Raw genomic sequence first — 26,645 nt, 5'->3', positions numbered from 1 at the left:
TAAGTGTAGTAGAGGATTCTAAAGGAGTAATCAAAATGAGAGTTATTGCCGCAACTGATTCGGACTATGAATACATTAGAAAACATGACCATCATCTTTTAGAAAATTTAATCTTACCTAAAATTAAGGGGAATGAGATTTACATTCTGCAGAATGAAAACGATAGTATCGTTGGGTGGATGCGCCATGGATATTTTTGGGACAACACCCCTTTTATGAATATGATATGGATCGACGAACCCTATCGAAGTAAGGGATTAGGGAAGAAAGCAGTTCTTTTCTGGGAGAATGAAATGAAGCAACAGGGATTTAAATGGGTTATGACATCCACCTTGGCCAATGAAGGGGCTCAGCACTTTTATAGAAAATTGGGTTATCGAGATTCAGGGTGTCTCATACTCGAAGGCGAGCCGTTGGAAATCCTCCTTACTAAGATACTGGAGTAATAGCAGCAAAACTCCATAAGGCCCCTTCGTTACGGGCTGGACACGGAAACAAGTTGAAGCTTAATGAGGATGGTCATAAAATGTCATATTACAAATGCGACTTAAAATACTTAACTCTTGACATCTGAATCAATAGCCTTTAATATCGAATTTAACTGTTATTTTATTTATTACAGTTGAGATCCGCTTACATAAAAGCTGGCTTGGCTTTTCTCGCAAGTTGCTGTATGGCTTTATCACTGCAGTTAGATACTAAACAAAAACCATATTTGGAGGGAAACAAAATGAGTCAACAAAATGTGCAATCGGAAGTTTTGAAAGTTCTTGCAGAACGTCACTCTGTCAAAGAATATCAAGCTGGGCACAAAATGCCTAAGGAGCATCTGGAACAATTGCTCCTATCTGCTACACAAGCACCATCCGCTTGGAATTTGCAGCATTGGAAATTCGTCGTTATCGAGGAGCAAGCTTACAAAGAAAAACTGCACCCGATTGCATACGGACAAAAACAAATAGTTGATAGTTCTGTCGTTATTGCGGTTCTAGGCGACCTGGAAGCGAACAAAAATGTGGAGCCCGTGTTTGGTCCTCTTGTTGCTGCAGGCCATATGCCTAAAGATCTAAAAGATACGCTTGCCGGTCAAATTGAAGGAGCGTACCAACACCCTCAGGTTGCCCGCGATGAAGCGATCCGCAACGCTTCGCTAGCTGCCATGCAATTGATGATCGCTGCGAAGGCAATGGGATATGACACATGCCCGATGGGCGGATACGACGCCGATCGTTTCGCTAAGGAGTTTAATATACCTGAGCGTTACGTGCCTGTAATGCTGATCAGCGTAGGCTTAGCCGCAACACCAGCCAGACCGTCCCAAAGACTCGCTTTGGATCAGGTTACCGTTTCCAATACGTTTTAACCGTTCCTCATCAATGTTGCTAACGGGTAACAATAGCACAATAAACAGTTATAATGAAGCTGCCGGCATGATCGGCAGCTTTATTACGTTAACGGGCAGGATAACGGAATTTATGATTTTTATAAGATGGGGCTACTAAAGCAGTATTTACGTTACAAGATTGATGAGTTATAAGATTGCGTAATGATACTGGTGTACTAGTGATTAAAGGGCTGCTTTTGCCAGCACTGGCGGTGAAGAAGGGCGACCGCTAACGGCTGAGATTATTTATTGATCCATACCGCAGCGGTCGCAGGCTTTATTGGGTGGCAACCGTTCTGCCGTTGAGCGGCTGGACAGGGCGATGATTGTCGGAGAAAATAGCGCCGAACGACTGGATTTGCTCCTCGGATAGTTCAATCGGTTCCTCCAGCACGGTCCAGTCCACCCCTTCCGAGCAAGGAGGCGTCGTCAACGAGCCTTTATATCGGAATGCTTTCTTATCTTGCGGCAGCAGCGCGTTCAAATCAATGACTTGATCCAGCTTGAGATCCTCCTTGGTTTCTTCCTTCGGAAGCTTCGAGAACATTTCCGCCAGTTGTTTGTTCTCACTGCCTGATTTAATTAGAACGCCGAGCACGGCAAGATTGCCTTCACTATTCTTGTGTACAAGATGCATCTCCATATCGAAAGTTTTACCGTTGATCTGGTTTTCGCTAGGTTTATGGAAATGCAGTTGAACGAACGTATAAACTTTGCCTTCAACGGTAATGGTATTGCTGCCGGATGCGTCGTTCGCTTGAATGGTATGCCCGTTGTTCATCAGGGTGAAAGAGGTCGGTTTATAATTGGTCTCGAAAGTGCTTAACTCTTTGTCCACTTTTAATTGAGAAAGCTCAATATCGATAGGGGACTGCTCGGTTCCATTCGCGCATGCGGCATTTTGCGTGTCCAGAGTCGCCCATTTGTCAGGGCCCGTATCACCCAAGTAGGACCAATGGGCGGACTTCGTTGCAGTTGCTTTGCCGGCACTAGGTATTGCGCTATTCTGAGCAGCGCACGCCGCCAGCGGCAGGGTGAGTACAACAGCCATCAATCCACGAATTACTGTGTTTCTGTTCATTGACATTCTCCTCGTTTCTTCGTTTAAGTTCATTTTGGAAGATTCCAATTTTATTTAACATAAACGAGAATCATATCGTCCAGTTATAAAACGTCACTCTTTTCCTATGATAAATTGTCATATGATTTTACTGCCGGCGTGACAACGAGATATAATCGAATATAACGAAGCAACTTGGAGGTATTGTCATGCGCGGTCTGTTAGCACGATGGGAATGGTACGATTGGTTTATGATTGCGCTCAGGATTTGCTGGTGCATTTCTATCATTGCGCTATTGTGGGAAGTAGAGGGTCAGTGGAGTTTACCGTTCTGGATCAAGATGGTTACTGCTTTCATTGTCATATCCGTTCCGTACCTGGTTATGCGGATCAATCAACACCTGTATGCTGCGTGCGAGCTGTTGCTCCCGGGTGTGATCCTGTTCCTGCTGAATAAATCGAACCCGGACACCCACTTGTATCTCCTTCCGATTTCTTTCATGATCGGTTACAACAGCCCAGGTTATGCGTTCATATGGCTGGCTCCTCTGACAGCCTTCGCTTTTCCGGCATGGCTCGGTTGGCATATGAACTACTCTTGGGATATCATTGTGTTCGGGATTATTTTCAATTATTGCGTTGCTTACGGATTGGGCTATGCCTTCCGTTTACTTATTACTTCGACTAAGCAAAGCAAAATCATCGCAGAGCAGAACAGAACGTTGGAGGAAAATATAAAGCAAATTGAGAAAATAACGCTTCTGGAGGAGCGCAACCGGCTTTCGCGCGAAATGCACGATACGATCGGACACATGCTCACTTCCCTGATCATGGGTATGGAGTCGCTTCGCGGGTCGATGGCTCCTGGCACGGAGAAGAGCAAGCTGGAAACGCTCCTTTCCCTGACGAGGTCGGGCTTCGAGGATATTCGCAGGCATATTCACAATATTCAAACGGAACAAACGGACTTGCCGCTTCCGATGCTGCTGGATGATATCACCAGAGCCTTTGTGCAGCAGACCGGAGTTAAGATCGAGCTGGAACAGTCGGGGGATGCTATTCCTCTGCCTCGGCAAGGCCGGTTCACGTTCATGCGCTGTTTGCAAGAGACGCTGACCAATTCGGTTCGGCACGGCCAGGCGGATCATATCACCGTGATGCTTCGCTTCGAGAAGGATCGCATTGCGCTGCAGATCCGGGATAACGGAACGGGACGTGAAGCTTTGCAGCCCGGATTCGGCATAACGGGTATGCGGGAGAGACTCGAAGCCTTAAACGGAAGCCTACAGCTCCAGTCCGATCCGCGGGACGGAACGATCGTGACTTGCTCCCTGCCGTATCAATCGCCGGAAACCAAGCAAGTCATTCATGTCGTCATCGTGGACGACCAGCCGATCGTACTGGAAGGATTAAAGACCTTGTTGGAGAACGAGGACGGGATCCATGTAGCAGCCACCGCCGGGAACGGGCTTGAGGCTATTAGGGTCTGCGAACGAACGAATCCGGATCTGGTTCTCATGGACATGCAAATGCCGGTCATGGACGGAATTTCCGCTTTACAGACAATTAAGCAAGCTCATCCGGGAATCAAGGTGCTGATGATGTCCACTTTCGAGGAGTTGGATCAGGCGCTAGCCGCTTTAAAGAACGGCGCTGACGGGTACTGCCTGAAGTCGGCGCAACTGCAGGAGCTTATTGAGACAGTACGCCTCGTCCATTCGGGAGGAACCGCGATTAATCGGGAGATCACGGCCAAAATGCTCGAGAGGCTCGAGCAAGTTTCCGAGGTCGCCGAACCGGCCGCTGTGGATCGGTTTCTTTACGGATTAAACAAACGCGAGATGGAGATATTGCAGTATCTGGATTCGGGGATGCGTTATAAGACGTTGGCGGCAAAGCTGTTCTTGTCCGAAGGAACGGTACGCAATTACGTTTCAACGATTTACGGCAAGCTGGGCGTCAGCAATCGCGAGGAGGCGGTGGAGAAGGCGCGTACGGAAGGCTTGTTGCCCGGTTAGGAGCGAAACCCGGATAAGCTTGCCCGTGTTTAGGCAGTCGACTGCAGATTTCTCCATAATGATAAGGAACCGGGAAACGGAAGGATAAAAGCTTGTACTGGCAATAACCTATCTAAGAAGACTTCGCATGATTGATAGCCGTCTCGATGTAGGCTCTCAAAGTTTTGATGAACGTGCGCATGGCGTATCCGACATATCTGTCGCTGCGGTAGATCAGACAAATGTCCTGAGAAGGCGTAGGATTCCTCAACTGCACGACTTTGATGTCAGGATCGTGAAGATTATCCAGTAGCAATCGCGGCAGAACACAGGTGCCAACTCCGCTCTGTACCATCTGGAGGAGGGAGGATAACGTTGTCGTCACCAAATGCGGCTGCAGAGTAAACCCGTTATCCATGCAAAAGCGGTCAATCAGCTTGCGGCATTGATGATCGGGTGGGAACATGACCATCTTCAAGGCATGCAGCCTGTTTAAGGGGATGAAGCTCTCCGTGGCAAGAGGATCATCCATACTTACCGCCAATGAGAACTCCTCGTGAAACAAGGGAATTAACGTGAGACGTTCATCGTTAACAGGTCCAATGGTTATGCCGACATCGATGCTTCGGTCCAGAACTTGTTCTGTTACTTTCATGGTTTCCAGAAGGGACAGCGAGATGGTGGGATAGGTCTGATGGAAGTTCAGTAGCAAGGCATTAAACATAAGATCCGCGTCGCCTGGCAAGACGCCGATGGATAGCGATCCGCCTTGCATCTGCTTCAGGTCAGCAATGGCGTCGCTCGCTTGCTGCAGATGCCCGAACACGGCAGCACCATGTTTATGAAGAATCGCTCCGGCTTCTGTAAGGACAATTGTTTTTCCTGCACGATCGAACAACAGAACCCCTAATTCTTCTTCCAATCTCCTTATCTGCTGGCTGATGTTGGGTGCGCTGACTCCCATTTTTTCGGCTGCTCTCGTGAAGTGAAGCTCTTCACAAATCGCCATAAAATACTGAAGTTGTTTTAACTCCATAGCTCACACCTGCTTTCAATTGCATCGCTGAATGCATGTTCAATGATTATTGTCACTCCAACTTCTTTTTCTGTCAATGAATAGTCGTTAACTTACACTTAACGTTCCGGTAATGCCCACTGCATTGATGGAAGGTTCCGTGAGACCTATACTAGGAACAAGAAAGCGAACCATATGACACAAACCAAATCAGGAGGCGTTTGATTATGACGCAATCGATTATTAACACCGGCAAAGTACTGCATCAGGTTGTGCTTGGCAAGCTTCAGGGAGTTGAGGATGGATATTTCGACAAGCAGCCTGAAGGCTTCAACAATACCATTCGTTGGAATGTCGGCCATATGATTTATTGGATGGATAAGTATTCTACCCTAAGCTTCGGCTCTCCGTCGGCCATACCGGACTCATATGATACGCTGTTTAACTCTGGAACAAAGCCCTTGGACTGGACGTTTGCTCCTCCATCGAAGGAAGAGTTGGTCGAGACGTTAGCGGCGCAGCTTTCCCGCCTATCTGAGCTGACACCTGAAATGCTGGGCGAGAAGCTTTCAACTCCGTATGCCTTGGGACCGTTCCATTTCGACACCGCCGGCGAGTTGTTCAACTTCGCTCTGATTCACGAAGCTATTCACCTTGGAACGATATCGAGCCAGGTAAAGGTTCTGTCGCGCTAGCCAATGAATAGCAAGAGTCCTTTTTCATGGCGAATGAAAACGTAATATTTGGAGCGATCAATAAACCATAATGAGGAGGATTCTATCATGGAGAAATCCGCAGGCTCAGTCCCATCCCGAACTTACGAAGTGTTTGATGCTTTTAGGCGGGCTTTCGAAACAGGGCATACAGTCGATTTTCTTAGGAAGGTTACGGAAGGTTTTCATTTCTTAGTTCCGCTCCCGCTAGAGGGGTGGAATCACGAGCAGCAAGGCAAAGAGCGGTTCGAGGAATTGATCAGGTTCGAGCGATCAGTATTGCAGGTGCAACTGATTCCACTTATCGTGCTTGAGAATGAAGTCAACGGGATGGTTGTATTTCGCGCGGAAGGTTCGTTGAACGGGCGGCCTTATCGCAATGAGCTTACGGTCGTCTTCGAGTTCGAGGCAGAGCGGATCCGATCCTTCCGCGAATATGTAGGTATGCCGTTAAAAAACTACGAGGCCCCATAATAGATACTGCCATGAACGGAAATCTTAAGCCTCTAGAAAACATCCTCCCTCGTCAGAACTTCCTTCATCGTACAACGAAGCTATTCGTCAATGGATCATTTAATACGCCGTTTAAAATCTCACTTGAGCAGGGGGATTCATACGTTTATTGCCCTCAGGCGTTTTATATCTTGTATAGGTGAAAAACCAAACATTCGGGAATATTCACGGCTGAATTGCGACGGGCTTTCATAGCCTACCCGGAATGCGACATCCGCGGCATCAGTTGACTCGGATAATAACAGGCGCCGTGCTTCCTGCAGTCTCAGTTGTTTTTGAAACTGAATAGGGCTCATAGCGGTTACCTCTTTAAAGTGCCTATGAAGCGAAGAAACACTCATATTCGCTATTTCCGCAAGCTCCTCAATTCGAAAAGACCTATCATAGTTACTCATGATTTGTTCGATAACGTCTCGGATTCGTTTGGTACTGCTTCCTTCGATTGCAATTTGTTCCAGCACAACCCCATGCTGCTCTTGCAGAACTCTATAAAGAATTTCCTTCGTGAAGAGTGGAGCAAGTACCGGGATATCCTTAGGGTTGTCAAGCAAACGAGCTAACCTGATTACAGCATCCAACAAAGATAATTCCATCCGGCCGACAAACATACCCCGCTTAGCATCTTTCGGGCCAACTCGAATTTCAGAATCGCTTAAAATCTCAAAAATTTGACTCGGGGTAAATTCAAGTTTGAGAGACAAATACGGAACTTGGGAAGAGGCTTCCATGACTTGGCCGGTAACCGGTAGGTCAACGGTTGCAACAAGGTAATCGGCAGGACCGTATCTAAAGCGCTCCTGTGCCAGCAATACCTCCTTCGCGCCCTGAACGACAATGCAGAAGGAAGGATTGTAAACTCCAAAATTTGAACCAGTAACATTAGATCGACGAGTGAAAAATAAAGACGGAATAGCAGTTTCGTGAACACCGTCCCGGCCTGAATAACGCTCAATGAGTTTGGCAAGCTCCTCCTGCTGTTTATACATTCGTTCAGACATAAGATCCTCCTTGTTCCTCTGTCCTTGATCGTTCCATCATAATTCATATTCGTACGTAACGTAAATGGCTGTGAGAGGAATAGGCAATCATTTGAGCAGAATGAGATAACGGTCGTCTTTTCATTTGCTGCATAATAAGGATGCCGAAGCTGATCCAATACTCATTATAATTTCAATATTTATTAACCAGCCATATTTGTATTAGGGTTAGTATTCCAAGTTAAAGGGGAGATTGAAATGGATACACAGGGGAAATATACCGTTATTACCGGAGCAAGCTCTGGTATAGGTTACGCGACAGCTAAGGCCTTCGCAAAACGCAAGAAAAATATCATACTTGTTGCTCGCCGTGAAAACAATCTGAACGAACTGAAAAGAGAAATCTTGCAGGAAAATCCCGGGCTGGATATTGTGATAAAAGCAGTCGATGTATCCGGCAGTCAAAACGCCCGTCAACTCTATCGAGAGTTAAATCCGTATCAAATCGAAACATGGATTAATAATGCAGGTTTCGGGAGCTATGACAGTGTGTCCGGTCAAGACTTGGAAAAGATTGAAACAATGCTGCGATTAAACGTGGAAGCCCTGACTATCTTTTCGTCCTTGTATGTACGAGATTACAGCGACGTGGATGGTACGCAATTAATCAATATATCTTCAGCTGGCGGATACACAATCGTGCCTACGGCCGTTACCTACTGTGCTTCCAAGTTTTATGTCAGTGTATTTACCGAGGGATTGGCCCATGAACTGAAAGCCGCCAATGCCAAATTACAAGCTAAAGTTTTGGCGCCAGCGGCAACCAAAACCGAATTTGGGAAAGTGGCAAACCATGCAAGCGAGTATGACTATGAAAAAATTTTTAGTGCGTACCATACGAGCGATGAAATGGCCAACTTTCTCTTGCAGCTTTATGATAGCAACATGACTGTTGGTCGAGTTGACAGAGAAGCCTTTGAATTCATACTTAGCGAACCACTTTTTGCTTATGCAGGCAATTCTAAGAATAACCAAAAAGTCCAACCGATAGAATAACACAGCACAAGATCGTTTAACGAACCATGGAGCAGTGTGCCGGCGGCAACTGCTCTTCTTTTCGTTAAGCTGGCAGGTTAGTCTCTTATGACCTTGTAAGTACCCAGCCAATCGCTTTAGATCAAAAAAATTGAACACTAATTACGAATTTTAGATACAAAAAAACCTGAAATCGGTATCATAAGAGTTATTACATTGGGGGGCGGCTTATGCAAACAATAAAGGTATATCATTACGACGCATTTAGTAATATTCCCAATATGGGAAACCCGGCGGGAGTCGTCTTGAATGGCGAAAATCTTACGGAAGAGCAAATGCGGGAAGTGGCAGAAAAAGTTGGGTTTAATGAAACCGCTTTCCCGCTTATATCCACAAAAGCTGATTTAAAAATTCGTTTTTTTACACCGGGTCATGAAATAAATCTTTGTGGTCACGCAACAATGGCAACTATTTATGCGTTGAAAACGAAGGGATTGTTGGGTGATAAATCTGATTTTACAATTGAGACAAAAGCGGGGGTTTTGCCGATTAGACTAGATTCAAGAGACGGACTTTACATAACCATGAGGCAAGCAAATCCTCAATTTCAAGAATTTAAAGGCTCATTGCAAGAATTGGCCATTTCGATGGGGATTGAAGAGAGCGATATTGAGACAGAACTACCGACACTATATGGCAGCACAGGTACGTGGACACTGTTGATTCCTGTAAAAGGTCTTGCCGCTTTCAAACAAATGAAACCCGATAACAAGCTTTTCCCGAATATTTTGAAGGAAATGCCTAAAGCATCCATCCATCCTTTTTGTTTAGAAACATACGATTCTAATGCACATATGCACGCTCGCCATTTTTCATCGCCGTTTTCGGGTACGATTGAAGACCCAGTCACCGGTACAGCCTCTGGGGTGATGGGAGCTTATTATGCAAAATATATAAAATCTGATTCTTTATTAAACCTTTTGATTGAACAAGGTCAGGAGATCAGAAGGAATGGAAGAGTGCAAGTCACAGTAAAAAATGGCTACGGAATAGAAATAACGGGCAATGCTGTTTATGTAAATGAGTTTGAGGTTTCGATATAATCGATTGAACTAACAATGCTAATTTTTTTTATTGCATAACAGAATATTGAGGAAGAGGTAAGATGACTGACTGTATCTGTCAGGGATTGACGATTATAATGATAACGAAGCAATGCTATTGATTACACAAGAAGAAAGGGGAATGAATAGATGGGTAAATATGCTATGTTCGGAAAATTGACAGCACACCCGGGGAAACGGGAAGAACTCGCGAAGATGATGTTGGAAAGTGAAACACTGAACGATATGGAAGGCTGCATTTATTACATCCTTCATGCAGCCGAGGATAATCCTGATGATTTGTGGGTCACGGAGCTGTGGGAGAGCAAGGAGGCGCATGCCGCCTCGCTGAAGAACGAAAAAGTGCTTGAACTAATCGGCCGTTGCCGTCATTTAATCGCAGGGGGCAGTGCTATAAAGGTTCAGCCGCTCGGAGGAATAGGTTTTAGCTAATGCCTACCGACAAACAAGGATTCCGAGTAACGGATATTCCAGTGAAAAAGCGCAGCGGCAGTCCAGGACTTTATTTTCTCGTCCTGGACTGCCGCTGTCTCTTTTTTTCAATGGTAGACTAAGCTAATAACACCAGTCTAGAACCAACTAGGCTCTACAGATCCTTCCGGCTGAACGCCCGACACCCCAGCAAGAGCAGAACCGCCGCATACCCCACCGTATACAGGAGGAAGGCATTCGAAGAAACACTTGGCATGGAGAAAGGTCCCATGTCAGCCATCGCCAACCCGGCCCAATCCGCTCCCCCCAGAAGCTCGTAGAGGCTTCTTCGGTAAACCGAGTCCGTGGGAAGGAGCAGACCGGTCAAAAACACGAATTTTTCTATTACAGGGTGGGTCCCTTCATAGACCGATACTCCTTCGATCAGCCCGCTGAAGAGGGCAAACCCGTACAGCAGGGCGGCGCAAATCCCGTTCCCCAGCATCGGTAAATAGACGGAACCCAGCATAGTCACCGTGAGGAGAAGCAGCGGCATCCAGAGAAACAGCCCATAGCCCCGCAGAAGCTCCTCCGCCCGTACGGGAAATCCGGTTTGGCTATGGATGGTCCAGACTACGGAAACGAACAGGACAGTGCTGTACACGGCGACCCATACGGCGTGGCCCAGCCATTTCGCCAGATAGAGCTTCCAGCGGGGAATAGGGCGGGCGGCTACGGCCAGCAGCAGACCGTTCTCCTGTTCGCCCGTGACGGTCCCCATGGCCGAGAAGAGCACGAAGAAGGACGCCAGAAATTGTGCGAAAAAAAGTCCCAGCACCATCAGCACCATGCTGTTCAGCAGCCGTTCGGCGGGGGAGACCATGTTCTGCCCGCCCATTCCAGCCAGCTCCCGGACCCCGAAAGCGAACAGGATCAGAAAGACGAAGGTCAGAATTATCGTGACCAGGAACACCCGCTTGCGGGTCAACTCCTTGAAGGTAGCGGAGATGTACAAGGTCATTGCGGGACACCTCCTTGGCGGGACCCAGCCATCCGGAGGAACCAGGCCTCGAGGCTGTTCGGCTCGGGGCCGGATTCGTATAGCGTCAGGCCGCTCCGGATGAATATAGAGCACAGGTAGCCGGCCTGTTCCCGGTCGGTCACGTGCGCGGACAGGAGGGCGTTACCGCTCTCATCGGCCTCGACCAGGTGCAGCAGGGAAGTGAGGGCACCGCCGGCGCCATCATTCAGCTCCGCCCAAGTCTCCGGGAGCCAGCCGCCGAGTCGGAATCGCCAGTTGGCACCGCTGCTCCCGCTATCACCGGTGCTGCTGAGCAGCTTGTGCAGCGGACCCGACGCCAGCAGCTCGCCTCCGTAGAGGAAGGCGGCTTCATCGCATAGTTCCTCCACATCCTCCAACAGGTGGGTATTGAGGAAAATTGTCACGCCTTTGCTCCGGAGCCGTTTCAACAGGCTGCGGATTTCGTAGCGGCCGACGGGGTCCAGGGCCGATGCGGGTTCGTCCAGGATTACCAGCTCGGGATCGAGGAGCAGGGCGGCAGCCAGGCCTAGCCGCTGCTGCATCCCCTTGGAGAAGCCGCCGACCCGGCGGTCCTCGGCTTCGGATAGGCCGACCAGCTCCAGGGTGTCCCGAATTCTTCTGCGGAAGGCGGGCGCCCGTGTTTCCTGAGGGCGAAGCCCGCCCAGCCGGCCATGGAATCGGAGCACCTCCGCCGGAGTCAGCCAATCCTGAAAGCGGAACAGCTCGGGCAAATACCCGAGCTTGCGCCGCGCCTCCGGCCGGCCCAGGGGCAGCCCCAGCATGTTGGCCCGCCCGGAATCGGGGCGGTGGAGGCCGGCGAGCATTTTGACGAAGGTGCTTTTACCTGCACCGTTGGGTCCCAGCAGGCCGAAGATGCTGCCCTCCGGCACCTGCAAGGTAATGCCGCGGCAGCCGCCGCGGCCGTTGTAGGTCTTGGTCAAATCTGCCGTATCAATCATCATCATGGCTGGATAAGCCCCTCCGCTGCCTGCTGGAAGACGGATTCCGTAGGAAAATCATTCGTTTCACCGCTCAGCAAGCCCATCCGGTCCCCGTCGAGCCAGAGAAGATAACGATTCTCGCCGTTAACGGTCATGACCGCATCATGTCCGCCCAGCTTGAAACTGGTGGTCACGCCGTCCCGGGCCGGAACCGGCAAGGTATTCTGCCAATCGCCGATGGCAGCCAACTTGGTCCGCAGGCTATCCGGCAGTACAGGCAGCCCCAGTACCGCCTCACGGACGGTTGCCGCATCGATGCCGCCATCCACCGTCAGCTCCGGCTTGCCGAATTGGAGCAGCCGCACCGGCTTGCCCGACAAGGTGCCTTCTGTGGCGATGCCGTCCGGGATGTGCAGCCGGATAGCGTTGCCGTCCGCCTCGGCAGGCAGGATGGTGCTGCTGCCCAAGCGGTTAAGCAGCCGGTTGACTGCCTTCACGTTCAGGCGGAAGGTCAGCGTGGTGGCCGGCTGGTATGCGAGGGCGGTTGGGTTCCCCAGCTGGAGCAGGGGGGCGCCTATTCGTTTTTCCGCTTCCTCCCAGGTAACGGTGCGGGCCTCCCCGCCGCCCGATTGGGTCAAGGTGCCGTATTGGGCCAGGTCGAAGCTCCGGTCTCCACCGGGCGAGCCGCTTTCCAGCAGGTCGGAGATGGCTGCCATGTCATCCGCTGAGATTCCGACTCCGACCATGTGCTGAATACGGAAGGTTTGCTGTATGGCGGCCAGCGCCCGGTCCCCCAGGGGGGTGGCGATCAGCCCGATGGCTATTAAAGATGCGGCAACTCCGGCGGTCAGTCTCCGGAGCCTGCGCTTCGCCGGTCTCTCCGTCCGCCACGCCCCGTTAGCCATTGTCTCGCTTACAGCTCCCAGGGTCCCTACATCCGAGGAACCATGTACCGCCCGCAATGCTTCCGTCTTCTTCATCTCAACCACTCCATCCTTCTCATGATTTTCTTGATTCCTACCCCCTGTTGCCTTCATCGTTGTTTCGTCCGAACGCTGACCTTCCTCCACCTTCCTCCAGAACGCCGGGACCGGCTCCCGGCCCGCTATTCTCTCGAACCGGTCCCAAGCCCGGTCTGTATCAAAAACCGGCGTCTCGCCGGTCCGCTTCACTCCGTAACCCATCGTGCCGCTCCTCCTCCTGCCCGTATTTTTTCTTCAGCCGTTCCTCTGCCCGGGCCAGCAGCGTGCCGACAATCTTCGGGTTGACCTCCAGCCGGAGGGCAATCTCCTCGTAGCTGTATCCTTCCTCCCGAAGAAGAAGGGCAGTTCTGTCACGGTCCGTGAGCTTCTGCAGCACCCGGCGGACCACGTCTATTTCCCACTCGCGGATGACCTCCGCCTCTCCCGAAGGGGCGGCGCCTTCCGACCAAGCCGCCACGCGGGCGGTTTCCTTCTCCAATAACGCCTTGCCCGACGACCGTTGTCTCAAATAATCGTAGCCTACCCGGGTCAGCACCCGGTGCAACCAAGCGCCGACGGTATCCAGCCGTTCCGGATGGCTCCGGTAGAGACGCAGGAATACCTCTTGGGCCAAATCCTCCGACGCTGCATAATCGCCGGTCAAGGCATAGAGCTTCCGCGCCACTCCGGGGTAATACTCCCGGAACAAGCGCTGGAACAGTTCGGGTACCTGTGCGCCTTCCTCCATGTTGTCGCCTTCCCCCCTTTCGCTTATATGACGGATGCCGGATCGGTTTTGTAGCAGTGTAAAAAGACAATACTCATCCTGATGCCCCTTCTTTGTATAGAAATAAAGGGAATGTGCAAAACGATCGTAATGTATTATATAACAATCAAAATATATTGTAAAACAATAAATTTAGTAAATACAAATTGACAATTCCCGTTTTAATTTGGCAGCTTCACTATAGAAGTGAAATAATGAAGGAAGCTTGTGGAGCGTCTTGTGAACTGTATGGCGCGTGTAATATATATTTAAGGGAATGCGTTCCATTGAAACGAAACAAAATGTAGTAGGCCTTCGTCTAAATGAAGGTAATGGATATATTTCCAAATATATAGAACCTTGAGGAGGCAAAATAGGATGATGCATGTTCGTTCAGAGGGGACGAGGAAGCTGCTTTTTCTCGCAAAATGGTTTATCTTGCTTAGCTTGTTAGCCGTAATCCTGTTTGAAACCAGGCTGCAGGCTGTCGAAGTCGCCGCCGCATCAGGGAAATCGCTATCAGGAATTGTACAAATCGCCGGCAACCATGCGCTTGACAAGAACGGCGTGCTTTGGTCATGGGATGAATCCAAATATACGGCCGTTCCTATTTTGCAAAACGTAAAACAAATCTCCTCAAGTCAACTTGCGGTTAAAGATGACGGGTCGGTATGGGTATGGGGAGTACATTATAGCTCAAATAATGAAGGATGGATGAGTACACCGTTCCAACAACCGACTCAAATTGAAGGACTTCCCGTCATCGAACAGGTATGCGGCGGCTATGTGATCGATACAAAAGGGAATGTGTGGAAAATAAATGGCGTTGAACATAACGCAAAACAAGTCGAGGGCTTAAAAAACATCATCGAGCTGGATGTCAATACATATGTTAGTGCGCTTGACAAGGATGGGAATGTTTGGGCATGGGGCATAAATAAATTTAACGAACCTTTTGGTCCCATGAAGGGCTTGAGCAGCATTAAAACGATTACAGGCGGGTTAGCGGTCGGAGACGATTGGAGCATGACCGAAATTTATCACAACATGCTGAATGGATATGGCAGCTCAGGCGGTGAGATCAAGGTTGATCTTCGAACTTTATCCAAGACGATAACAGCTGTTTCCGGCGCCTTCGTCGAGCTTCGATCCGATTATACATTTTTGCTTCAAAATAATGGCACTGTATGGACGCTTATCGACGCCTTCGCAGGAAGCGATCGCGTAATTTTGCAGCAGGTAAAGGGATTGTCAAAGGTGACGGCCGTTTCTGCGAAAGGCATGGGAGGCGGGACGGCTCTGCATCTTGACGGAACGGTATCTTCCTGGAGCGGGGCGCGGTCGAACAAAGTATTTAGTCATCGTTTTTACTATAGCGAGTCCATGGTTGGATTTCCAATAAAGCCGGTTAAGGTAATAGTAGGTGTAGGCATTAAAGTAAACGGAGAACTTTGGGCGCTTCCAACTCAGCCGCAAATGTTTTACAATCGAGTATATATTCCAGTACGGGGGTTATTCGAATCGCTTGGAGGGAGAATCGGCTTAACTGATAAGCTGATCACGATTGAATACGGGCAGCGCCTAGTCGAATTGGAGATCGGGACGACGACAGCTCGAATAGACGGTAAGAACGTAATATTAGACGATCCTATTCGTGTTGAGAATGGACGCACGATGGTGCCGTTCCGATTTATTGGAGAGGCGCTTGGCGCAAAAATCGCATGGGATAGCGTTAATAAAACGGTTGGGATAACGCTCTAAGGATATATTCATAGTTAAGCAAATCCGCAAATTCTTTTCTTTGCAAAAGCAGATAAGGTAATAAACAGTAAGAACAAAGATAAGGCTGCCGGCGACGGCAGCCTTCATGATCGGCAAGATCAGGTCTTTCCAACTAATCAGCAATATTCCGGGTATAGTATTCGATTATATCTTTGCGGCGAATGATACCGAGGAATACACGATCGGCGTCTACGACCGGAACGAAGTTCTGATCGGCCGCCAGCGCCAGCATATCGTCCAAATCGGCGTTGATGGCGACGCATTCGACTTTCATCCGTTTTTTGATGGAGACGACAGGAATTTCGTGCATCGTATCGAAGCCGAGGCCGGGTGTGTCTTTCAGCTTCCATAACAAATCTCCCTCGGACAGCGTTCCGAAATACAAGCCATTGTCGTCCAAGATCGGAATGGCCGTATAGTGGCTCGCCTCCAATTTATCCATGGCTTCTTTCATATTAGAGGATGTCATGAGGTAAGAGACCTCGTTCTTGGGATGTAGAAACGATTTGATGTCCATTGAATCACGCTCCTTTGGTATATTAAAGCATATTTCGGCGCGGGGTGCATGTGGAAGTGACTGGGTCGAGCCATATTGAGAATTTCAGCTTGCATTACCCAAGATCAGTTAGGCAATTTATAGAGAAAATCTAGGCAGATTGGTGGTGAGTTATGCGTAAAGTTTGGAAATTGAAATTTATTTTGCCAAGTGCCCAAATTATAATGACTATTGCGTCTGTAATAATAGACCAGAGTCTCAATAATGGTCTAGGTGAGGGAGTAAATCAAGTAAGAGCCAACCTTGTAAGTAATATTGAATTTTTCATAAAACATTTTCTAGGATATGATGATATCGTAAATTATAATTTCAGATTAATAACAGTTTTATTGGCTATTGGGTTTTGGTATGTAGTCGGTTTATCGATTGATAACTTAATAAGGAAAATTAGAAGTTGGTGAATGCATCGTTCAGCGAACGATAATGGAGCTTGAAGAAAGCGACCCCGAGTGTATTGACTATATCCTCTTTAAGAAGTCGGATGACAAGACCGCAATCATTTTCAATAATAAAACGAATCGAGGATGTCATATGAAACTTGGCATGCCTACCCTGGTAGAATATAGATCCATAACTGAGAATATTCAATTGTGTAATACACTTGGATTGGACTTTATTGAACTAAATATGAACCTTCCTATCTGTGTGCCAGAAAATTTAAGTTATTCGGAATTAAAATACTATAAAGATCAAACGGGATTAGATTTTACAATACATCTCCCGGAAGAAATGGACTTATCCTCTTACCACCCTTCAATAAGGAAGGGACATTTAGAACGATGCAGACAAGCGATGGAATGGGCTAATTTAGCGGGCATTAGAACGCTTAACATGCACTTGAATAATGGGATTTATTTCACCCTTCCGCAGGCAAGGGTCTGGATAAATGAAAAGTATGAATCAAAGTTTTTAGAGCTACTTTATGAATCCTATTCAGAGCTTTACCATCTAGCTAAAACTTTTAAAGTTGAATTATGTATTGAGAATACAGGGAATTTTCATATTCCTTATATTCGAAAAGCTCTTGATCAATTAAGTGTTTTCCATAACTTCTATCTCACATGGGATGTCGGTCACGACGCGAAAGCAGGTTTCGGAGAAGAATCTATCTTTACTCATTTTAATACTCGTATTAGACATATGCATCTTCACGATTATAATGGTAAGTCAGACCATCAATCTTTATATACTGGAGTCGTACCAATAAATAACAGATTGGATTTTGCTCAGAAGAATGATTTGTCTGTGGTTATTGAAGTTAAAACCAGTGAAGCCTTAACTGAATCTGTAGCCGAGCTTAAGAAAAATGGTTTCCTTAGCTAACGGATTGATTTCCTACTCAGGTTTTCGAAAAGAATTTCTTTGGCGGAGAGGCGCGGTATTTTACTCATTGATGATATGATTTCTCTTCCCTATTCAGGGGTTAGACTGCTCCATCATTCCATCGGCTGTGCGTTCATGTATCTCATCATTTCGGATATGCCCTTCAATTGATTTGCCAATTGCTCATTTAGCTTCTGGAGAGTTACCTGGAAAGAGTGTTCAATAGCAGTTAAATCTTGTGTCTCTAAGGCTTCAAGTAACGGTTTCATTCTCTCAATAGAATAGACTGTCTTTCTTAAACTGCTGATAATAATAATTTTTTTTAATTCTCGCCGTGTAAAGACCCTGTATCCGTTTTCCGGATTCCTCTCAGAGCGTATTAACCTCTCCTTTTCCCAATGTCGAATAGCGGATGGATTAACACCAGCTATAGCGGCAACCTCCCCGATTCTCATCTCTTCCGTTATCAGTATGTTTCTATAACTAGAGAAATCGGTTTTTCGAATCAGCCCTATGACCTCTTCGATTCGCTGCTTTTCTGTTTGAATGTTGTATTGCTGTAGATTGATTACCCATAGAGCCTGTTCTCTGTGGCCTTTCTTTAATAACCTCATGACATCGTAGACGACAGGAATATCGTATCCCTTAATTAAAGCACGCAAAGCAACGAATGCTTGAACATGGAACGATGTGTAACATCTTCTATTACTTGCTGTTCGGGGTACGTCGGGTACCAAATCGAGTTCTTCATATCGTCGCAAGGTGGTCGTGCTAACGCTAAGTTTCTTGGCAATCTGCTTCGGCGTATAACTCATTTCCATTGTTGATCACCTTTCCTTTAAGTTAAACCTTAAACCTCTACAACAATATTAAACGAAATATTAGGTTTCTGCGCAAGGGTTCAAGGAAATGGAAACGAAATCTTGCATGAATGTTGTATGATCAAATACGAGCGGATGGAAAGAAAAGAATACGAGGAGGAATGACATGACCAAAATAGAAATTCATCAAGCCCAAGAAGGAATTAACATCCCGCAAAACAGACTGGTGGTTTCTACCGGGTTAAGGGGGTTAGAACTATGAATGTGCAGAAAGACGCCGCCAAGCCGGCGAGCTTGTTCGGCAACAAGTTCTACCGCACGATTCTGCTGTCCAACATTTTACTGCAGATCGGCATCTGGGTGCGCAACTTCGCCATCCTGCTGTTCGTGGTGGAGAAGACTGGCGGGGAAGATTCCGTCGCCGTGTCGATGATTTATGTGGCGGAGTTCGCGCCGATCTTTATATTCTCGTTCATCGGGGGTACCTTCGCCGATCGTTGGAAGCCAAAACGGACGATGATCTGGTGCGATTTCCTGTCTGCCGTTTCGGTATTCCTCGTTCTGCTGGCGTTGATGTTCGGGAGCTGGCAGGCGATCTTCTTCGTCACGCTAGTCTCAGCGGTTCTGTCGCAGTTTTCTCAGCCGTCGGGGATGCGGTTGTTCAAGCTGCATTTGCCGGCCGACCAGATGCAGCAAGCAATGGCGTTCTTCCAGTCATTGATGGCCATCTTCCTCGTCAGCGGCCCGTTCCTCGGTACCTTCGTGTTCATCCAATTCGGCATTGAGGTCTCCATCGCCGTCATGGGTGTGGCGTTCCTCCTTTCAGCGGCTGTGCTGCTGCGGTTGCCGGACGACCGTGAAGCGAAGGGCGAGGCGGACACGGAGAAGCGGTTCTGGAGCGAGTTCAAGGAAGGATTCCGTTATGTGTGGCATAGTCGTGTGCTACGCATGCTCGGCGTGACGTTCGCGCTGGCGGGCCTCGCGGTTGGCATCAGCCAGGCGCTTAACATCTTCATCGTGACGGAACAACTCGGCCAGCGGAAAGAATTCCTGACTTACATGCTGTCGGTGAACGGCATCGCGATGCTGATCGGTGGCGGTCTCATCGGAGTCGCCGCGAAGAAGATCCCGCCACAGAAGCTGTTGGCATTCGGAATGGCTGTCGGCGCGGCGACGACGGTCGTGATCGGTTTCTCGACGAGCGTTCCGCTGACGCTGAGCGCTTCGTTCCTGGGCGGATTGTCTTACCCTGCCATCCACATCGGCATCATGACGATGATCATGCAATGGTCGGAGGACTCGATCGTTGGCCGTGTCAACGGCGTGCTGAACCCCATGTTCTTGGGCATGATGGTACTCATGATCATGGGTGCGGGGATCATGAAGCAGGCTGTTCCGCTGCCGGTCATCTACACCGTCTCGGCGGTGTTGATGGCACTCGGAGCGCTGGTGCTGGTTCCGGTATTCGGCCAGAAGGCACCAATCCGGGAGCCAGCTGCCGGCGGCTTCTAACGTACCGCCTGCCCTAATGGCAAAAATACGGTTAATTCAAGGATGGTAAGCATGAGTGAAGCCAATTCCCGTCCAATTTGAGGTCTTACGGGAAAACCCGTATAGAATATAACCGATACAGATCAAACTTCAATGAATACCATAAATTTAACAAACTAATGGATCCAAATTGGTCTTATTTTCAAGGAGGTAAAACATGGAGTACATTTCACCGAGAGAAGCGGCGTTAAAGGTGGAAAGGTGGCCTAAAGAACCCATAGCGGCGGGTTATCGTCATACCGTCGGGCTTAAATTGGACGGCACGGTGATAGCTGTGGGTGATAATAAATATGGCCAATGTGATGTAATTGGCTGGTGCGATATTGTGGCGGTTGCGGCGGGTAATGCTCATACGGGTAATGCTCATACAATCGGGCTTAAATCGGACGGAACGGTTGCGGCTGTGGGTTGGAATAAGCATGACCAATGCGATGTAAGCGGCTGGCGTGACATTGTGGCGGTTGCGGCGGGTTGGCGCCGTACCGTCGGGCTTAAATCGGATGGCACGGTGGTGGCTGTGGGTCGAAATAATGAAGGCCAATGCAATGTAAGCGGCTGGCATGATATGGTGGCGGTAGCGGCGGGTGACTGGCATACCGTCGGGCTTAAATCGGACGGCACGGCGACGATTGCGGGTAATAATCGGTATGGTCAAAGCAATGTTAGCGGTTGGCGCGACATAGTGGCGGCAGCGGCGGGTTACCTTCATACCGTCGGGCTTAAATCGGACGGCACCGTGGCGGCTGTGGGTTTGAATAAGCATGATCAATGCGATGTAAGCGGCTGGCGCGGTATTGTGGCGATAGCGGCGGGTAGTAATCATACCATCGGCCTTAAATCGGACGGCACGGTGGCGGCAGTGGGTTGGAATGAGCATGGCCAATGCAATGTAAGCGGCTGGCGCGATATTGTGGCGGTTGCGGCGGGTTGCGCTCATACTCTCGGCCTTAAATCGGACGGCACGATGGTTGCTGTGGGCGGTAATGAATATGGCCAATGCGATGTAAGCGGCTGGCGCGGCATCCAGCTGCCCGGCAATTAGTTTTCATTATTAATAATACATATAATGAAAGTCATGCGCCGATTTCCCTCGCATAGCTTATATTCTATATGTAGCGCCCTGTTGTTGAAGATCCCTGTTGTTATTTGTCGGAAGTCAAAAACATTGTCCTAATTAAAGTCGCATAGATGCGGCTTTTTTATTTATGGGATCAAGTTCTTGTCATAGAGCGATGACAAGAACTTGATCCCCTTCATCATTCCCGTGATTCGCGCAATATGAGTATCGAGTTAAAGAATAACCCCAGTGCCATAACGGGATGAGCGGCGGAGATCCAGCCGATCTTACCCGAAAGCATCGCTGTAATAAAGATGCCGATCGTCAAAACGATTAGCAGTATACATTTTACCTTTGTCTTCCCGGGCATTCGTGCAGGGAAAGTAAGAAGAAGCAGCAGCACAGGAATAAGTCCGATATAACTTGCGAAATTGGAGTGTGCGGTCCATCGCGTGGAATCAATGAACAAGGCCAGACCTGCAAGAAACATCTGAACTGCAACACCGAGCGCAAACAACCCGCTCGCAAGGAATAGTATGAATCGGGCAGTCCTGACAGTTCTGGTTGCATTCGTGCTCGGCATCGCGGCTCCGTTCATGACTGGATCCTTTCTCCCAATGTGATGGAAGTAGGAGCAATGGTACGGATATCGTACGGATAGCCATGGAGCCGGAACGCTTCATTGCGATCGTGGAGAACGGACATGCGGATGGGGTGAATTTCGGGAATTTTTCGGGTTGGGTACCATCCGATTTCGAGATCTCCCAGGATGAACATGCCATGATCGTCGCCCATCATCTGGAACGATTTTCCGTCACCGATATAGGGTGTAACGTCTGTCTGAGATCCCAGAATTTCAATCGCCTCCGGGACCGTATTCCGAAGGGGGAAGCCGATCTCGCTGATATTCAAGATGGACGATACGTCGAACGGTTTCGCGGATGTGTTCTGCATCCGGTGTCTGGCGATAAACTCAAGAAGATTGCCGGAAGGATCCTCAAAATATAACGCGTGGGCATCGGTACCTTTAAAATAAGCGATGTTCGCATCTGCCTGAATGTGCATATATTCCATCGGCTCAGCATTCATTATCGTGCAGCCTTGACGGGTCAGCCATTCCTTTGCTTCAGTGATCTGATTCTCCGGGATGTTCATGGCAAAATGATAGTAGGGGATCGTATCGCTTCCTTCCCGGACAAAAGTCAGTTTCGTAACGCCGACACGAACTGTAAAGGAATCTTCCGTTTGATGCTCCAAAGGAAATCCGATTTTCCCCGTATAAAAGCGTTTCATTTCTTCCAGTTTATGCGTCCTGAGTTCCAAATCGATAATTTTCAATGATATGCACTCCGTTTCTTTTTTGGTTTAGGAAAGCATGCGCCGCACAAGTTTCAATTTATCGGGATTGGCTGTTGCGTAGATGGACCGAATGCGGTCGTTTGCGGAATCAAACGAGTATACATATGCAATCCGGTCATCGATCGAAAGGATGACGCCAGCACTCCCGTTCACATCGGTCACCAGATAAGAGTATCGGCTCTCTGCCGCTTTAAACCAATGCATGATCTCTTTATAGAACTGAACGACGTTGTCGACACCGGCTACAGGAGTAAGCACGGCTCGCGCTTTCCCTCCTCCGTCGGTGTAATGGACGGCATCCGTGGCCAGCAAGTTCAGAAGAATATTCGTGTCGCCATCAATCAATGCCTGAATGAATTGCTGGACCTGGGGCTCCGTTACGCCGCTTACTGAGCCTTTCGACCTTTTGCCGGGATTATGGTGAATGCTCTTCTTCGCGCGAAGAAAGATTTGCCGGCAGTTGAAAACGCTTTTGCCTACTATGTCCGCGATGTCTTCATACGGATATTGAAAGATTTCGCGAAGGAGGAAGACGGCGCGTTCGGTTGCGCTCAACTGCTGCAAAAGTAATAAATAAGCGGTAGACAGGGATTCCTTCTGCTGGTAGATCTCGGACGGGTCGAGGTTTGCGGCTCCGGTTCGCACGAGCGGCTCCGGAAGCCATATCCCTACATACACTTCCCGCTGTTTCGCGGAGGACTGCAGGAGATTGAGGCAGCGGTTCGTAACCGATTTGCATAAATAAGCTTTCTCGTTGACAATGTGCGTGTCAGCCGGCAATTGATCGATGATCATAAACGCTTCCTGGACGATATCTTCGGCATCCGCTACGCTGCCCAGCATCCGGTATGCGAGTGAAAACAGCATCGTCCGATAGCTGTGGTAGAACCTCTCCGTATCCATAAACGCTCCTTTCGGTCGGCGGGCTTATTGCGTAAGAATATGCTGGGCTGCCCGCTTTGCGCTCGCGGCAGCTCCGTCGACTAAGTATTCTCCATGGGTAGCCCAATCTCCCGCTACGTACAGGCCTCTGATTTCCGGAACGACAGGGCCGGGATTTTCTTTGCGCTTCATATGCATAAAGTCGTGCACGACCGTCATCCGCGGAAGAAACTGCTCGGTTACCACCTCCCGTCTCCATCCCGGCTGAACAAGGTCCAGCGCGTCCTCCAGTTCTTTCCGGTCCTGCTGGGGGTCGCAGTTTTCGTTCTGAAATTTGATCATCTGGAACAATTGGACATCGTCTTGTTCGCTTAATTCCAAACCGTCAATCCGGGAGGCGTTCACCATCATGACTGGTTGATCGACGCCGTATACGAATTGATGCTTGGAGGAGGGGAGGCGCCGCAGCCCGATATCGAGACATGCTGCAGTAATCGGAATCGCTTGTTCTTCCCAAGTCTTGAGCGACGTCTGCTCCGAGAACGGAACCAGCTTGCTTGTTACTTTGGGAGGCGTTGTCAGAATAACCTGCGATGCCGGGATATGTTCCTTATTTGTGCAAGTAACCGAATAAACTCGCCCGCCCATATGATCGACCGATGCCACTTTGCGGCCGGTAACCAGCGCAACTCCAAGACGCCGTGCTTGCTGGGTCAGTTCGCAAACAAGAGCGCCCCAACCTTGCTTGATATAGTAGACCCCTGTAATCGAGCGCTGCATTTGCCTGAAGAGCGGGCCGGCAACCTGCAAATCGGGCGCCTGGACGTATGTCCCTCCCCGTGCCATCACGTACAGCAGATGGCGGATCATCGGACTTCGTACGTTATTTTCCATCCAGGTACGCAGACTGACAGAAGGCATCGAAGCGGTATCGAGTCTGAGTATTTTCATAAGAAGTGCGCCGAACTTGACTTTATCCGATACAGACAACAGCTGCGATTTCATCAGGAAACCCGTGCTTGCCGGAAAGTAGTGGATATTCTCCTTCCATATTCCGTATGGATGAAACTCGTCGACTTTTCTGAAAATGTCCTGGTTTAATTGTAGCTCATGAAAAATGTGATACGCGTCGCCCGCATACAAGGCATGAGAGCCGAGGTTAAAGCTTACTCCATTTTTCTTGTTTGTTATGGCTCTTCCGCCCAACTGGTCCTGAAGTTCCAGGACAACGACCTTCTTGCCTCCCTTCGCCAAATAGAGCGCAGCCGTCAAACCGGCAATGCCGCCTCCGACAATGGCTACATCAAAATGATCCGTCATTCCATGCACCTCTTTCGTATCCTCTCATAAACAAGACAGTTCGGCCGTTCGGAACGTGACAGATTTTCTGACAGTGAAACTTTCAAGAAGATGTGTGTCATGGTGAAATAGATTGAGAATTCTTGACATTAGTTAAAAATTTAATTATCATCTAATTAGATTAATATCTAATTAGATGGAGGGACATGATGTCGGAACAAGCTACAAATACCCTTTCCAAAAACGAAAAGCTGAAGAAATCTGTGCTTCGACATTTTTTCACCGAGCAAGGCAGCATAAAGCATCTTCCGTCACAATTGAAAAAAAGGTTAATCGTACTCGAGCATCTTGCAAACCAGCTTAATGCCCAAAAAAAGTACACAGAAAAAGAAATAAATGAATTCATTAAGCCACTGAACGAAGACTACGCTACGATACGTAGGGAACTTTTTATACACAAATTTGTAAACCGAGATAACGACATATACGAAGTGAATGAATCTGGAGATTGGCGGGATTGGAAAACTCTCAATTAGGAAATTTGATCAACGTCAACTTGGAAACAATAAGGATGAGGAGGAAATAATATTACTCAGGTTGCGGATTCTGAATTCATACTTGAAGATCTTAAGCAAACGTGTTCGAATCTTTTGAATTTAGATGTTCTTTACCATTCTTGGCGAGAATACTCCTTCCTCTAAGGTGGGAGATGAATCGCTGGTTTTATGTCAAAAGACGAACATATGTGCTATAATGCAGGTATGCTTTGCTCGAGAAAGGAGAGCGCGTCGCATGCTGCAACATAAAGCTTACAAATATCGCATCTATCCAAATCAAGAACAGAGAACACTCATTCATCAGCTGTTTGGTTGCTGCCGCTTTGTGGTCAATCACTTTCTTTCGATATGGAAAGATACATATGCAGCAACAGGCAGCGGGTTGTCGTATAACCACTGTGCGATACAACTACCTGCTTTAAAACGAGAATTCCTATACCGCCATGATCGGGATGAAAACGCGGCATATCGAGATACAACAAGAGGCTACGAAATTAGTAGAGATTGAAGAATTCGAAACCGACGAAACCGGCTGGGCGCATCGTGACTAAGAGATGAATAGGCTGGCAGCTAATATGCATAAGCTTGATGTTATGCTTGAGGATCTTTAAGGAAACTCATAAATAGAGCAGGATTTGGATAACAGAACGGAAGGGGTTATTATTTTGGAAAATCTATTACTCCCCCAAGAAAAGTTTAACGAAAAAAGAGCAGGCAGCCTAGTCGGTACAATAACAGCCGTGTCGGAATATCTTAGATTGCTTTATGCAATGATTGGGAAATGTAGAGACAGCAGCTCAAGGACTTTTCAGGGTTTTTCCGCGAAAAGTTCATACGGGACTTGTACTTCATGTAATGGAACCGAAACCGTGATTGATATTGATCCCGCCCGAATGATCGCATCCGAACTATCCCTTAAACATGGGGCCGTGCTTCTTTGGGCGGGTACGATTTGTGCGCCGGTGTTCAAAATCAAAGCATTGGCCAAGATGATCGGGATTGATTATGAAAAGCCGCTTGCCGAGCAGGATAGGCGATTTATGGATATTTTGCTTTACGGTTACGAACAGGAACCTGTTTCTTATGTATACAAAAAGAAACAAGCAACCAGTTTCTACCGCGGATGCGTTACCGATCTACGATATATGCGCGATGCGGGAACGAAGAGCAAGGGGAACCTTAGGGCGATCCGTTTCTTCTCCAAGCACGTCCGGTGCGCCGCATGTAACGGAAGCAAGATGGCACCTGAATTATTAGCTGCAACGATACAAGGTCGATCGATTGTAGATACACTAAGATTGCCGATACAGGAATTGCTGCTGTTCATTCGAGGTTTACCCCATTCACTCGACGTGCATGAGTTGGAGGTTTATAGCCAGGTGAAGGATGAAATTGAATTACGGTTGGTCTACTTAAATAAAATTGGTCTTAAATCTCTGATGATTCACGAAGGAGAATAGTGCCCAAAATGCTAAGTAAGTGCGGTAATATCCTACGATTTGAGGACATCCCATTGGT

At 48.3% G+C, this 26,645-nt stretch carries 29 protein-coding genes; 16 read left to right on the top strand and 13 right to left on the bottom strand.

The annotated features are described in order from the left end of the window. Window positions 1–35 precede the first annotated feature (35 nt). The gene (locus H581_RS0130715) at window positions 36–446 is read left to right on the top strand and encodes a GNAT family N-acetyltransferase (RefSeq protein WP_029192596.1); all 411 of its coding nucleotides are present in this window, start codon (window positions 36–38) and stop codon (window positions 444–446) included. Between the two features lie 284 nt (window positions 447–730). After that, window positions 731–1,363: a nitroreductase family protein gene (locus H581_RS0130710; protein ID WP_029192595.1), complete on the top strand. Its 633-nt coding sequence runs from the start codon at window positions 731–733 to the stop codon at window positions 1,361–1,363. Window positions 1,364–1,661: 298 nt separating this feature from the next. Here H581_RS0130710 and H581_RS0130705 read toward each other — a convergent pair whose 3' ends face one another. Further along, a complete protein-coding gene (locus tag H581_RS0130705; protein ID WP_029192594.1) occupies window positions 1,662–2,465 on the bottom strand; it encodes a carbonic anhydrase in 804 nt (267 codons plus the stop codon). 188 nt (window positions 2,466–2,653) lie between these two features. Between H581_RS0130705 and H581_RS0130700 the strand changes: the two genes are divergently transcribed. Further along, a complete protein-coding gene (locus H581_RS0130700) occupies window positions 2,654–4,462 on the top strand; it encodes a helix-turn-helix transcriptional regulator (protein ID WP_036720673.1) in 1,809 nt (602 codons plus the stop codon). A gap of 112 nt (window positions 4,463–4,574) precedes the next feature. Here the strand turns inward: H581_RS0130700 and H581_RS0130695 are convergent, their stop codons facing one another. Then, window positions 4,575–5,477, bottom strand: coding sequence for a LysR family transcriptional regulator (locus H581_RS0130695; protein WP_029192592.1), 903 nt, complete (start codon window positions 5,475–5,477; stop codon window positions 4,575–4,577). 206 nt (window positions 5,478–5,683) lie between these two features. Here H581_RS0130695 and H581_RS0130690 point away from each other — a divergent pair, with 206 nt between their 5' ends. Both H581_RS0130690 and H581_RS0130685 read left to right on the top strand, forming a co-directional pair. Beyond that, on the top strand, window positions 5,684–6,151 hold the full coding sequence (locus H581_RS0130690) for a DinB family protein (protein ID WP_029192591.1): 468 nt from the start codon (window positions 5,684–5,686) through the stop codon (window positions 6,149–6,151). 87 nt (window positions 6,152–6,238) lie between these two features. After that, entirely contained in the window at window positions 6,239–6,643 is a 405-nt protein-coding gene (locus tag H581_RS0130685) for a nuclear transport factor 2 family protein (RefSeq protein ID WP_029192590.1), read from the top strand. 137 nt (window positions 6,644–6,780) lie between these two features. On the opposite strand, the gene H581_RS0130680 is transcribed toward H581_RS0130685, so the two are convergent. Continuing rightward, a complete protein-coding gene (locus H581_RS0130680; protein WP_029192589.1) occupies window positions 6,781–7,680 on the bottom strand; it encodes an AraC family transcriptional regulator in 900 nt (299 codons plus the stop codon). A gap of 237 nt (window positions 7,681–7,917) precedes the next feature. On the opposite strand from H581_RS0130680, the gene H581_RS0130675 reads away from it, so the two are divergent. The 3 genes from H581_RS0130675 to H581_RS0130665 all read left to right on the top strand — a co-directional run bounded on the left by H581_RS0130675 (window position 7,918) and on the right by H581_RS0130665 (window position 10,250). Continuing rightward, entirely contained in the window at window positions 7,918–8,715 is a 798-nt protein-coding gene (locus tag H581_RS0130675; protein ID WP_029192588.1) for an SDR family NAD(P)-dependent oxidoreductase, read from the top strand. 209 nt (window positions 8,716–8,924) lie between these two features. Further along, on the top strand, window positions 8,925–9,797 hold the full coding sequence (locus H581_RS0130670; protein WP_029192587.1) for a PhzF family phenazine biosynthesis protein: 873 nt from the start codon (window positions 8,925–8,927) through the stop codon (window positions 9,795–9,797). Between the two features lie 150 nt (window positions 9,798–9,947). Then, window positions 9,948–10,250 carry a putative quinol monooxygenase gene (locus tag H581_RS0130665; protein ID WP_029192586.1) on the top strand — a complete coding sequence of 101 codons (303 nt, stop codon included), beginning with the start codon at window positions 9,948–9,950 and terminating at the stop codon, window positions 10,248–10,250. Window positions 10,251–10,404: 154 nt separating this feature from the next. On the opposite strand, the gene H581_RS0130660 is transcribed toward H581_RS0130665, so the two are convergent. The 4 genes from H581_RS0130660 to H581_RS35920 are packed head-to-tail and all read right to left on the bottom strand — an operon-like array spanning window position 10,405 to window position 13,922. Continuing rightward, window positions 10,405–11,250 (bottom strand): ABC transporter permease subunit, encoded by an 846-nt coding sequence (locus H581_RS0130660; protein ID WP_029192585.1) that lies wholly within the window; start codon window positions 11,248–11,250, stop codon window positions 10,405–10,407. Further along, on the bottom strand, window positions 11,247–12,236 hold the full coding sequence (locus H581_RS0130655; protein WP_036720670.1) for an ABC transporter ATP-binding protein: 990 nt from the start codon (window positions 12,234–12,236) through the stop codon (window positions 11,247–11,249). Before H581_RS0130655 ends, H581_RS0130660 begins: the two co-directional genes overlap by 4 nt. Continuing rightward, window positions 12,233–13,396, bottom strand: a complete 1,164-nt coding sequence (locus tag H581_RS36785) for a hypothetical protein (protein WP_029192583.1) — start codon at window positions 13,394–13,396, stop codon at window positions 12,233–12,235. Before H581_RS36785 ends, H581_RS0130655 begins: the two co-directional genes overlap by 4 nt. Continuing rightward, the gene (locus H581_RS35920) at window positions 13,353–13,922 is read right to left on the bottom strand and encodes a sigma-70 family RNA polymerase sigma factor (protein WP_036720667.1); all 570 of its coding nucleotides are present in this window, start codon (window positions 13,920–13,922) and stop codon (window positions 13,353–13,355) included. The genes H581_RS36785 and H581_RS35920 overlap by 44 nt, the downstream gene beginning before the upstream one ends. A gap of 396 nt (window positions 13,923–14,318) precedes the next feature. Between H581_RS35920 and H581_RS0130640 the strand changes: the two genes are divergently transcribed. Beyond that, complete coding sequence (locus H581_RS0130640; protein ID WP_029192582.1) at window positions 14,319–15,701, top strand: stalk domain-containing protein; 1,383 nt, start codon at window positions 14,319–14,321, stop codon at window positions 15,699–15,701. 133 nt (window positions 15,702–15,834) lie between these two features. Here H581_RS0130640 and H581_RS0130635 read toward each other — a convergent pair whose 3' ends face one another. Then, window positions 15,835–16,239, bottom strand: a complete 405-nt coding sequence (locus H581_RS0130635; RefSeq protein WP_029192581.1) for a CBS domain-containing protein — start codon at window positions 16,237–16,239, stop codon at window positions 15,835–15,837. 152 nt (window positions 16,240–16,391) lie between these two features. Here H581_RS0130635 and H581_RS0130630 point away from each other — a divergent pair, with 152 nt between their 5' ends. Next, window positions 16,392–16,679, top strand: a complete 288-nt coding sequence (locus H581_RS0130630; RefSeq protein WP_029192580.1) for a hypothetical protein — start codon at window positions 16,392–16,394, stop codon at window positions 16,677–16,679. A gap of 130 nt (window positions 16,680–16,809) precedes the next feature. Next, window positions 16,810–17,601 carry a sugar phosphate isomerase/epimerase family protein gene (locus tag H581_RS0130625; RefSeq protein WP_169507563.1) on the top strand — a complete coding sequence of 264 codons (792 nt, stop codon included), beginning with the start codon at window positions 16,810–16,812 and terminating at the stop codon, window positions 17,599–17,601. Between the two features lie 113 nt (window positions 17,602–17,714). Here the strand turns inward: H581_RS0130625 and H581_RS0130620 are convergent, their stop codons facing one another. Next, entirely contained in the window at window positions 17,715–18,422 is a 708-nt protein-coding gene (locus H581_RS0130620; RefSeq protein WP_029192578.1) for a MerR family DNA-binding transcriptional regulator, read from the bottom strand. Between the two features lie 258 nt (window positions 18,423–18,680). Between H581_RS0130620 and H581_RS0130610 the strand changes: the two genes are divergently transcribed. Together H581_RS0130610 and H581_RS0130605 are read left to right on the top strand one after the other, a co-directional pair. Then, window positions 18,681–19,934 carry an MFS transporter gene (locus H581_RS0130610; protein WP_029192577.1) on the top strand — a complete coding sequence of 418 codons (1,254 nt, stop codon included), beginning with the start codon at window positions 18,681–18,683 and terminating at the stop codon, window positions 19,932–19,934. A 196-nt stretch (window positions 19,935–20,130) separates the two neighbouring features. Then, window positions 20,131–21,015 carry an RCC1 domain-containing protein gene (locus H581_RS0130605; protein WP_029192576.1) on the top strand — a complete coding sequence of 295 codons (885 nt, stop codon included), beginning with the start codon at window positions 20,131–20,133 and terminating at the stop codon, window positions 21,013–21,015. Between the two features lie 214 nt (window positions 21,016–21,229). Here H581_RS0130605 and H581_RS35915 read toward each other — a convergent pair whose 3' ends face one another. From H581_RS35915 to H581_RS0130585, 4 genes are read right to left on the bottom strand one after another with little or no spacing between them, the layout of a single operon-like run. Further along, window positions 21,230–21,628 (bottom strand): DUF6220 domain-containing protein, encoded by a 399-nt coding sequence (locus H581_RS35915; protein WP_051251487.1) that lies wholly within the window; start codon window positions 21,626–21,628, stop codon window positions 21,230–21,232. Then, the gene (locus H581_RS0130595; RefSeq protein WP_029192575.1) at window positions 21,625–22,368 is read right to left on the bottom strand and encodes a VOC family protein; all 744 of its coding nucleotides are present in this window, start codon (window positions 22,366–22,368) and stop codon (window positions 21,625–21,627) included. Before H581_RS0130595 ends, H581_RS35915 begins: the two co-directional genes overlap by 4 nt. 27 nt (window positions 22,369–22,395) lie before the next feature. Then, window positions 22,396–23,292, bottom strand: coding sequence for an RNA polymerase sigma factor SigJ (gene sigJ, locus H581_RS0130590; protein WP_029192574.1), 897 nt, complete (start codon window positions 23,290–23,292; stop codon window positions 22,396–22,398). A 24-nt stretch (window positions 23,293–23,316) separates the two neighbouring features. Continuing rightward, entirely contained in the window at window positions 23,317–24,591 is a 1,275-nt protein-coding gene (locus H581_RS0130585; RefSeq protein ID WP_036720664.1) for a phytoene desaturase family protein, read from the bottom strand. A 185-nt stretch (window positions 24,592–24,776) separates the two neighbouring features. Between H581_RS0130585 and H581_RS35910 the strand changes: the two genes are divergently transcribed. The 3 genes from H581_RS35910 to H581_RS0130570 all read left to right on the top strand — a co-directional run bounded on the left by H581_RS35910 (window position 24,777) and on the right by H581_RS0130570 (window position 26,587). Then, complete coding sequence (locus tag H581_RS35910; RefSeq protein ID WP_084134873.1) at window positions 24,777–25,106, top strand: DUF2087 domain-containing protein; 330 nt, start codon at window positions 24,777–24,779, stop codon at window positions 25,104–25,106. A gap of 256 nt (window positions 25,107–25,362) precedes the next feature. Further along, entirely contained in the window at window positions 25,363–25,635 is a 273-nt protein-coding gene (locus H581_RS38175; protein WP_425414671.1) for a helix-turn-helix domain-containing protein, read from the top strand. Between the two features lie 157 nt (window positions 25,636–25,792). Continuing rightward, complete coding sequence (locus H581_RS0130570; RefSeq protein ID WP_029192572.1) at window positions 25,793–26,587, top strand: excinuclease ABC subunit UvrA; 795 nt, start codon at window positions 25,793–25,795, stop codon at window positions 26,585–26,587. Window positions 26,588–26,645: the final 58 nt, after the last annotated feature.

The organism is Paenibacillus harenae DSM 16969, from assembly GCF_000422465.1.
In the GTDB taxonomy this organism is placed as follows: domain Bacteria; phylum Bacillota; class Bacilli; order Paenibacillales; family Paenibacillaceae; genus Pristimantibacillus; species Pristimantibacillus harenae.
Note: the sequence above shows the minus strand (reverse complement) of the source record. Positions and strands in the feature narration are given on the sequence as shown.

Excerpts from the sequence above, each read along its gene's own strand:
- H581_RS0130715 (WP_029192596.1), top strand. The coding sequence starts at position 36 with ATGAGAGTTATTGCCGCAACTGATTCGGACTATGAATACATTAGAAAA.
- H581_RS0130710 (WP_029192595.1), top strand. The coding sequence starts at position 731 with ATGAGTCAACAAAATGTGCAATCGGAAGTTTTGAAAGTTCTTGCAGAA.
- H581_RS0130705 (WP_029192594.1), bottom strand. The coding sequence starts at position 2,465 with ATGAACAGAAACACAGTAATTCGTGGATTGATGGCTGTTGTACTCACC.
- H581_RS0130700 (WP_036720673.1), top strand. The coding sequence starts at position 2,654 with ATGCGCGGTCTGTTAGCACGATGGGAATGGTACGATTGGTTTATGATT.
- H581_RS0130695 (WP_029192592.1), bottom strand. The coding sequence starts at position 5,477 with ATGGAGTTAAAACAACTTCAGTATTTTATGGCGATTTGTGAAGAGCTT.
- H581_RS0130690 (WP_029192591.1), top strand. The coding sequence starts at position 5,684 with ATGACGCAATCGATTATTAACACCGGCAAAGTACTGCATCAGGTTGTG.
- H581_RS0130685 (WP_029192590.1), top strand. The coding sequence starts at position 6,239 with ATGGAGAAATCCGCAGGCTCAGTCCCATCCCGAACTTACGAAGTGTTT.
- H581_RS0130680 (WP_029192589.1), bottom strand. The coding sequence starts at position 7,680 with ATGTCTGAACGAATGTATAAACAGCAGGAGGAGCTTGCCAAACTCATT.
- H581_RS0130675 (WP_029192588.1), top strand. The coding sequence starts at position 7,918 with ATGGATACACAGGGGAAATATACCGTTATTACCGGAGCAAGCTCTGGT.
- H581_RS0130670 (WP_029192587.1), top strand. The coding sequence starts at position 8,925 with ATGCAAACAATAAAGGTATATCATTACGACGCATTTAGTAATATTCCC.
- H581_RS0130665 (WP_029192586.1), top strand. The coding sequence starts at position 9,948 with ATGGGTAAATATGCTATGTTCGGAAAATTGACAGCACACCCGGGGAAA.
- H581_RS0130660 (WP_029192585.1), bottom strand. The coding sequence starts at position 11,250 with ATGACCTTGTACATCTCCGCTACCTTCAAGGAGTTGACCCGCAAGCGG.
- H581_RS0130655 (WP_036720670.1), bottom strand. The coding sequence starts at position 12,236 with ATGATGATGATTGATACGGCAGATTTGACCAAGACCTACAACGGCCGC.
- H581_RS36785 (WP_029192583.1), bottom strand. The coding sequence starts at position 13,396 with ATGGGTTACGGAGTGAAGCGGACCGGCGAGACGCCGGTTTTTGATACA.
- H581_RS35920 (WP_036720667.1), bottom strand. The coding sequence starts at position 13,922 with ATGGAGGAAGGCGCACAGGTACCCGAACTGTTCCAGCGCTTGTTCCGG.
- H581_RS0130640 (WP_029192582.1), top strand. The coding sequence starts at position 14,319 with ATGATGCATGTTCGTTCAGAGGGGACGAGGAAGCTGCTTTTTCTCGCA.
- H581_RS0130635 (WP_029192581.1), bottom strand. The coding sequence starts at position 16,239 with ATGGACATCAAATCGTTTCTACATCCCAAGAACGAGGTCTCTTACCTC.
- H581_RS0130630 (WP_029192580.1), top strand. The coding sequence starts at position 16,392 with ATGCGTAAAGTTTGGAAATTGAAATTTATTTTGCCAAGTGCCCAAATT.
- H581_RS0130625 (WP_169507563.1), top strand. The coding sequence starts at position 16,810 with ATGAAACTTGGCATGCCTACCCTGGTAGAATATAGATCCATAACTGAG.
- H581_RS0130620 (WP_029192578.1), bottom strand. The coding sequence starts at position 18,422 with ATGGAAATGAGTTATACGCCGAAGCAGATTGCCAAGAAACTTAGCGTT.
- H581_RS0130610 (WP_029192577.1), top strand. The coding sequence starts at position 18,681 with ATGAATGTGCAGAAAGACGCCGCCAAGCCGGCGAGCTTGTTCGGCAAC.
- H581_RS0130605 (WP_029192576.1), top strand. The coding sequence starts at position 20,131 with ATGGAGTACATTTCACCGAGAGAAGCGGCGTTAAAGGTGGAAAGGTGG.
- H581_RS35915 (WP_051251487.1), bottom strand. The coding sequence starts at position 21,628 with ATGAACGGAGCCGCGATGCCGAGCACGAATGCAACCAGAACTGTCAGG.
- sigJ (WP_029192574.1), bottom strand. The coding sequence starts at position 23,292 with ATGGATACGGAGAGGTTCTACCACAGCTATCGGACGATGCTGTTTTCA.
- H581_RS0130585 (WP_036720664.1), bottom strand. The coding sequence starts at position 24,591 with ATGACGGATCATTTTGATGTAGCCATTGTCGGAGGCGGCATTGCCGGT.
- H581_RS35910 (WP_084134873.1), top strand. The coding sequence starts at position 24,777 with ATGATGTCGGAACAAGCTACAAATACCCTTTCCAAAAACGAAAAGCTG.
- H581_RS38175 (WP_425414671.1), top strand. The coding sequence starts at position 25,363 with ATGCTGCAACATAAAGCTTACAAATATCGCATCTATCCAAATCAAGAA.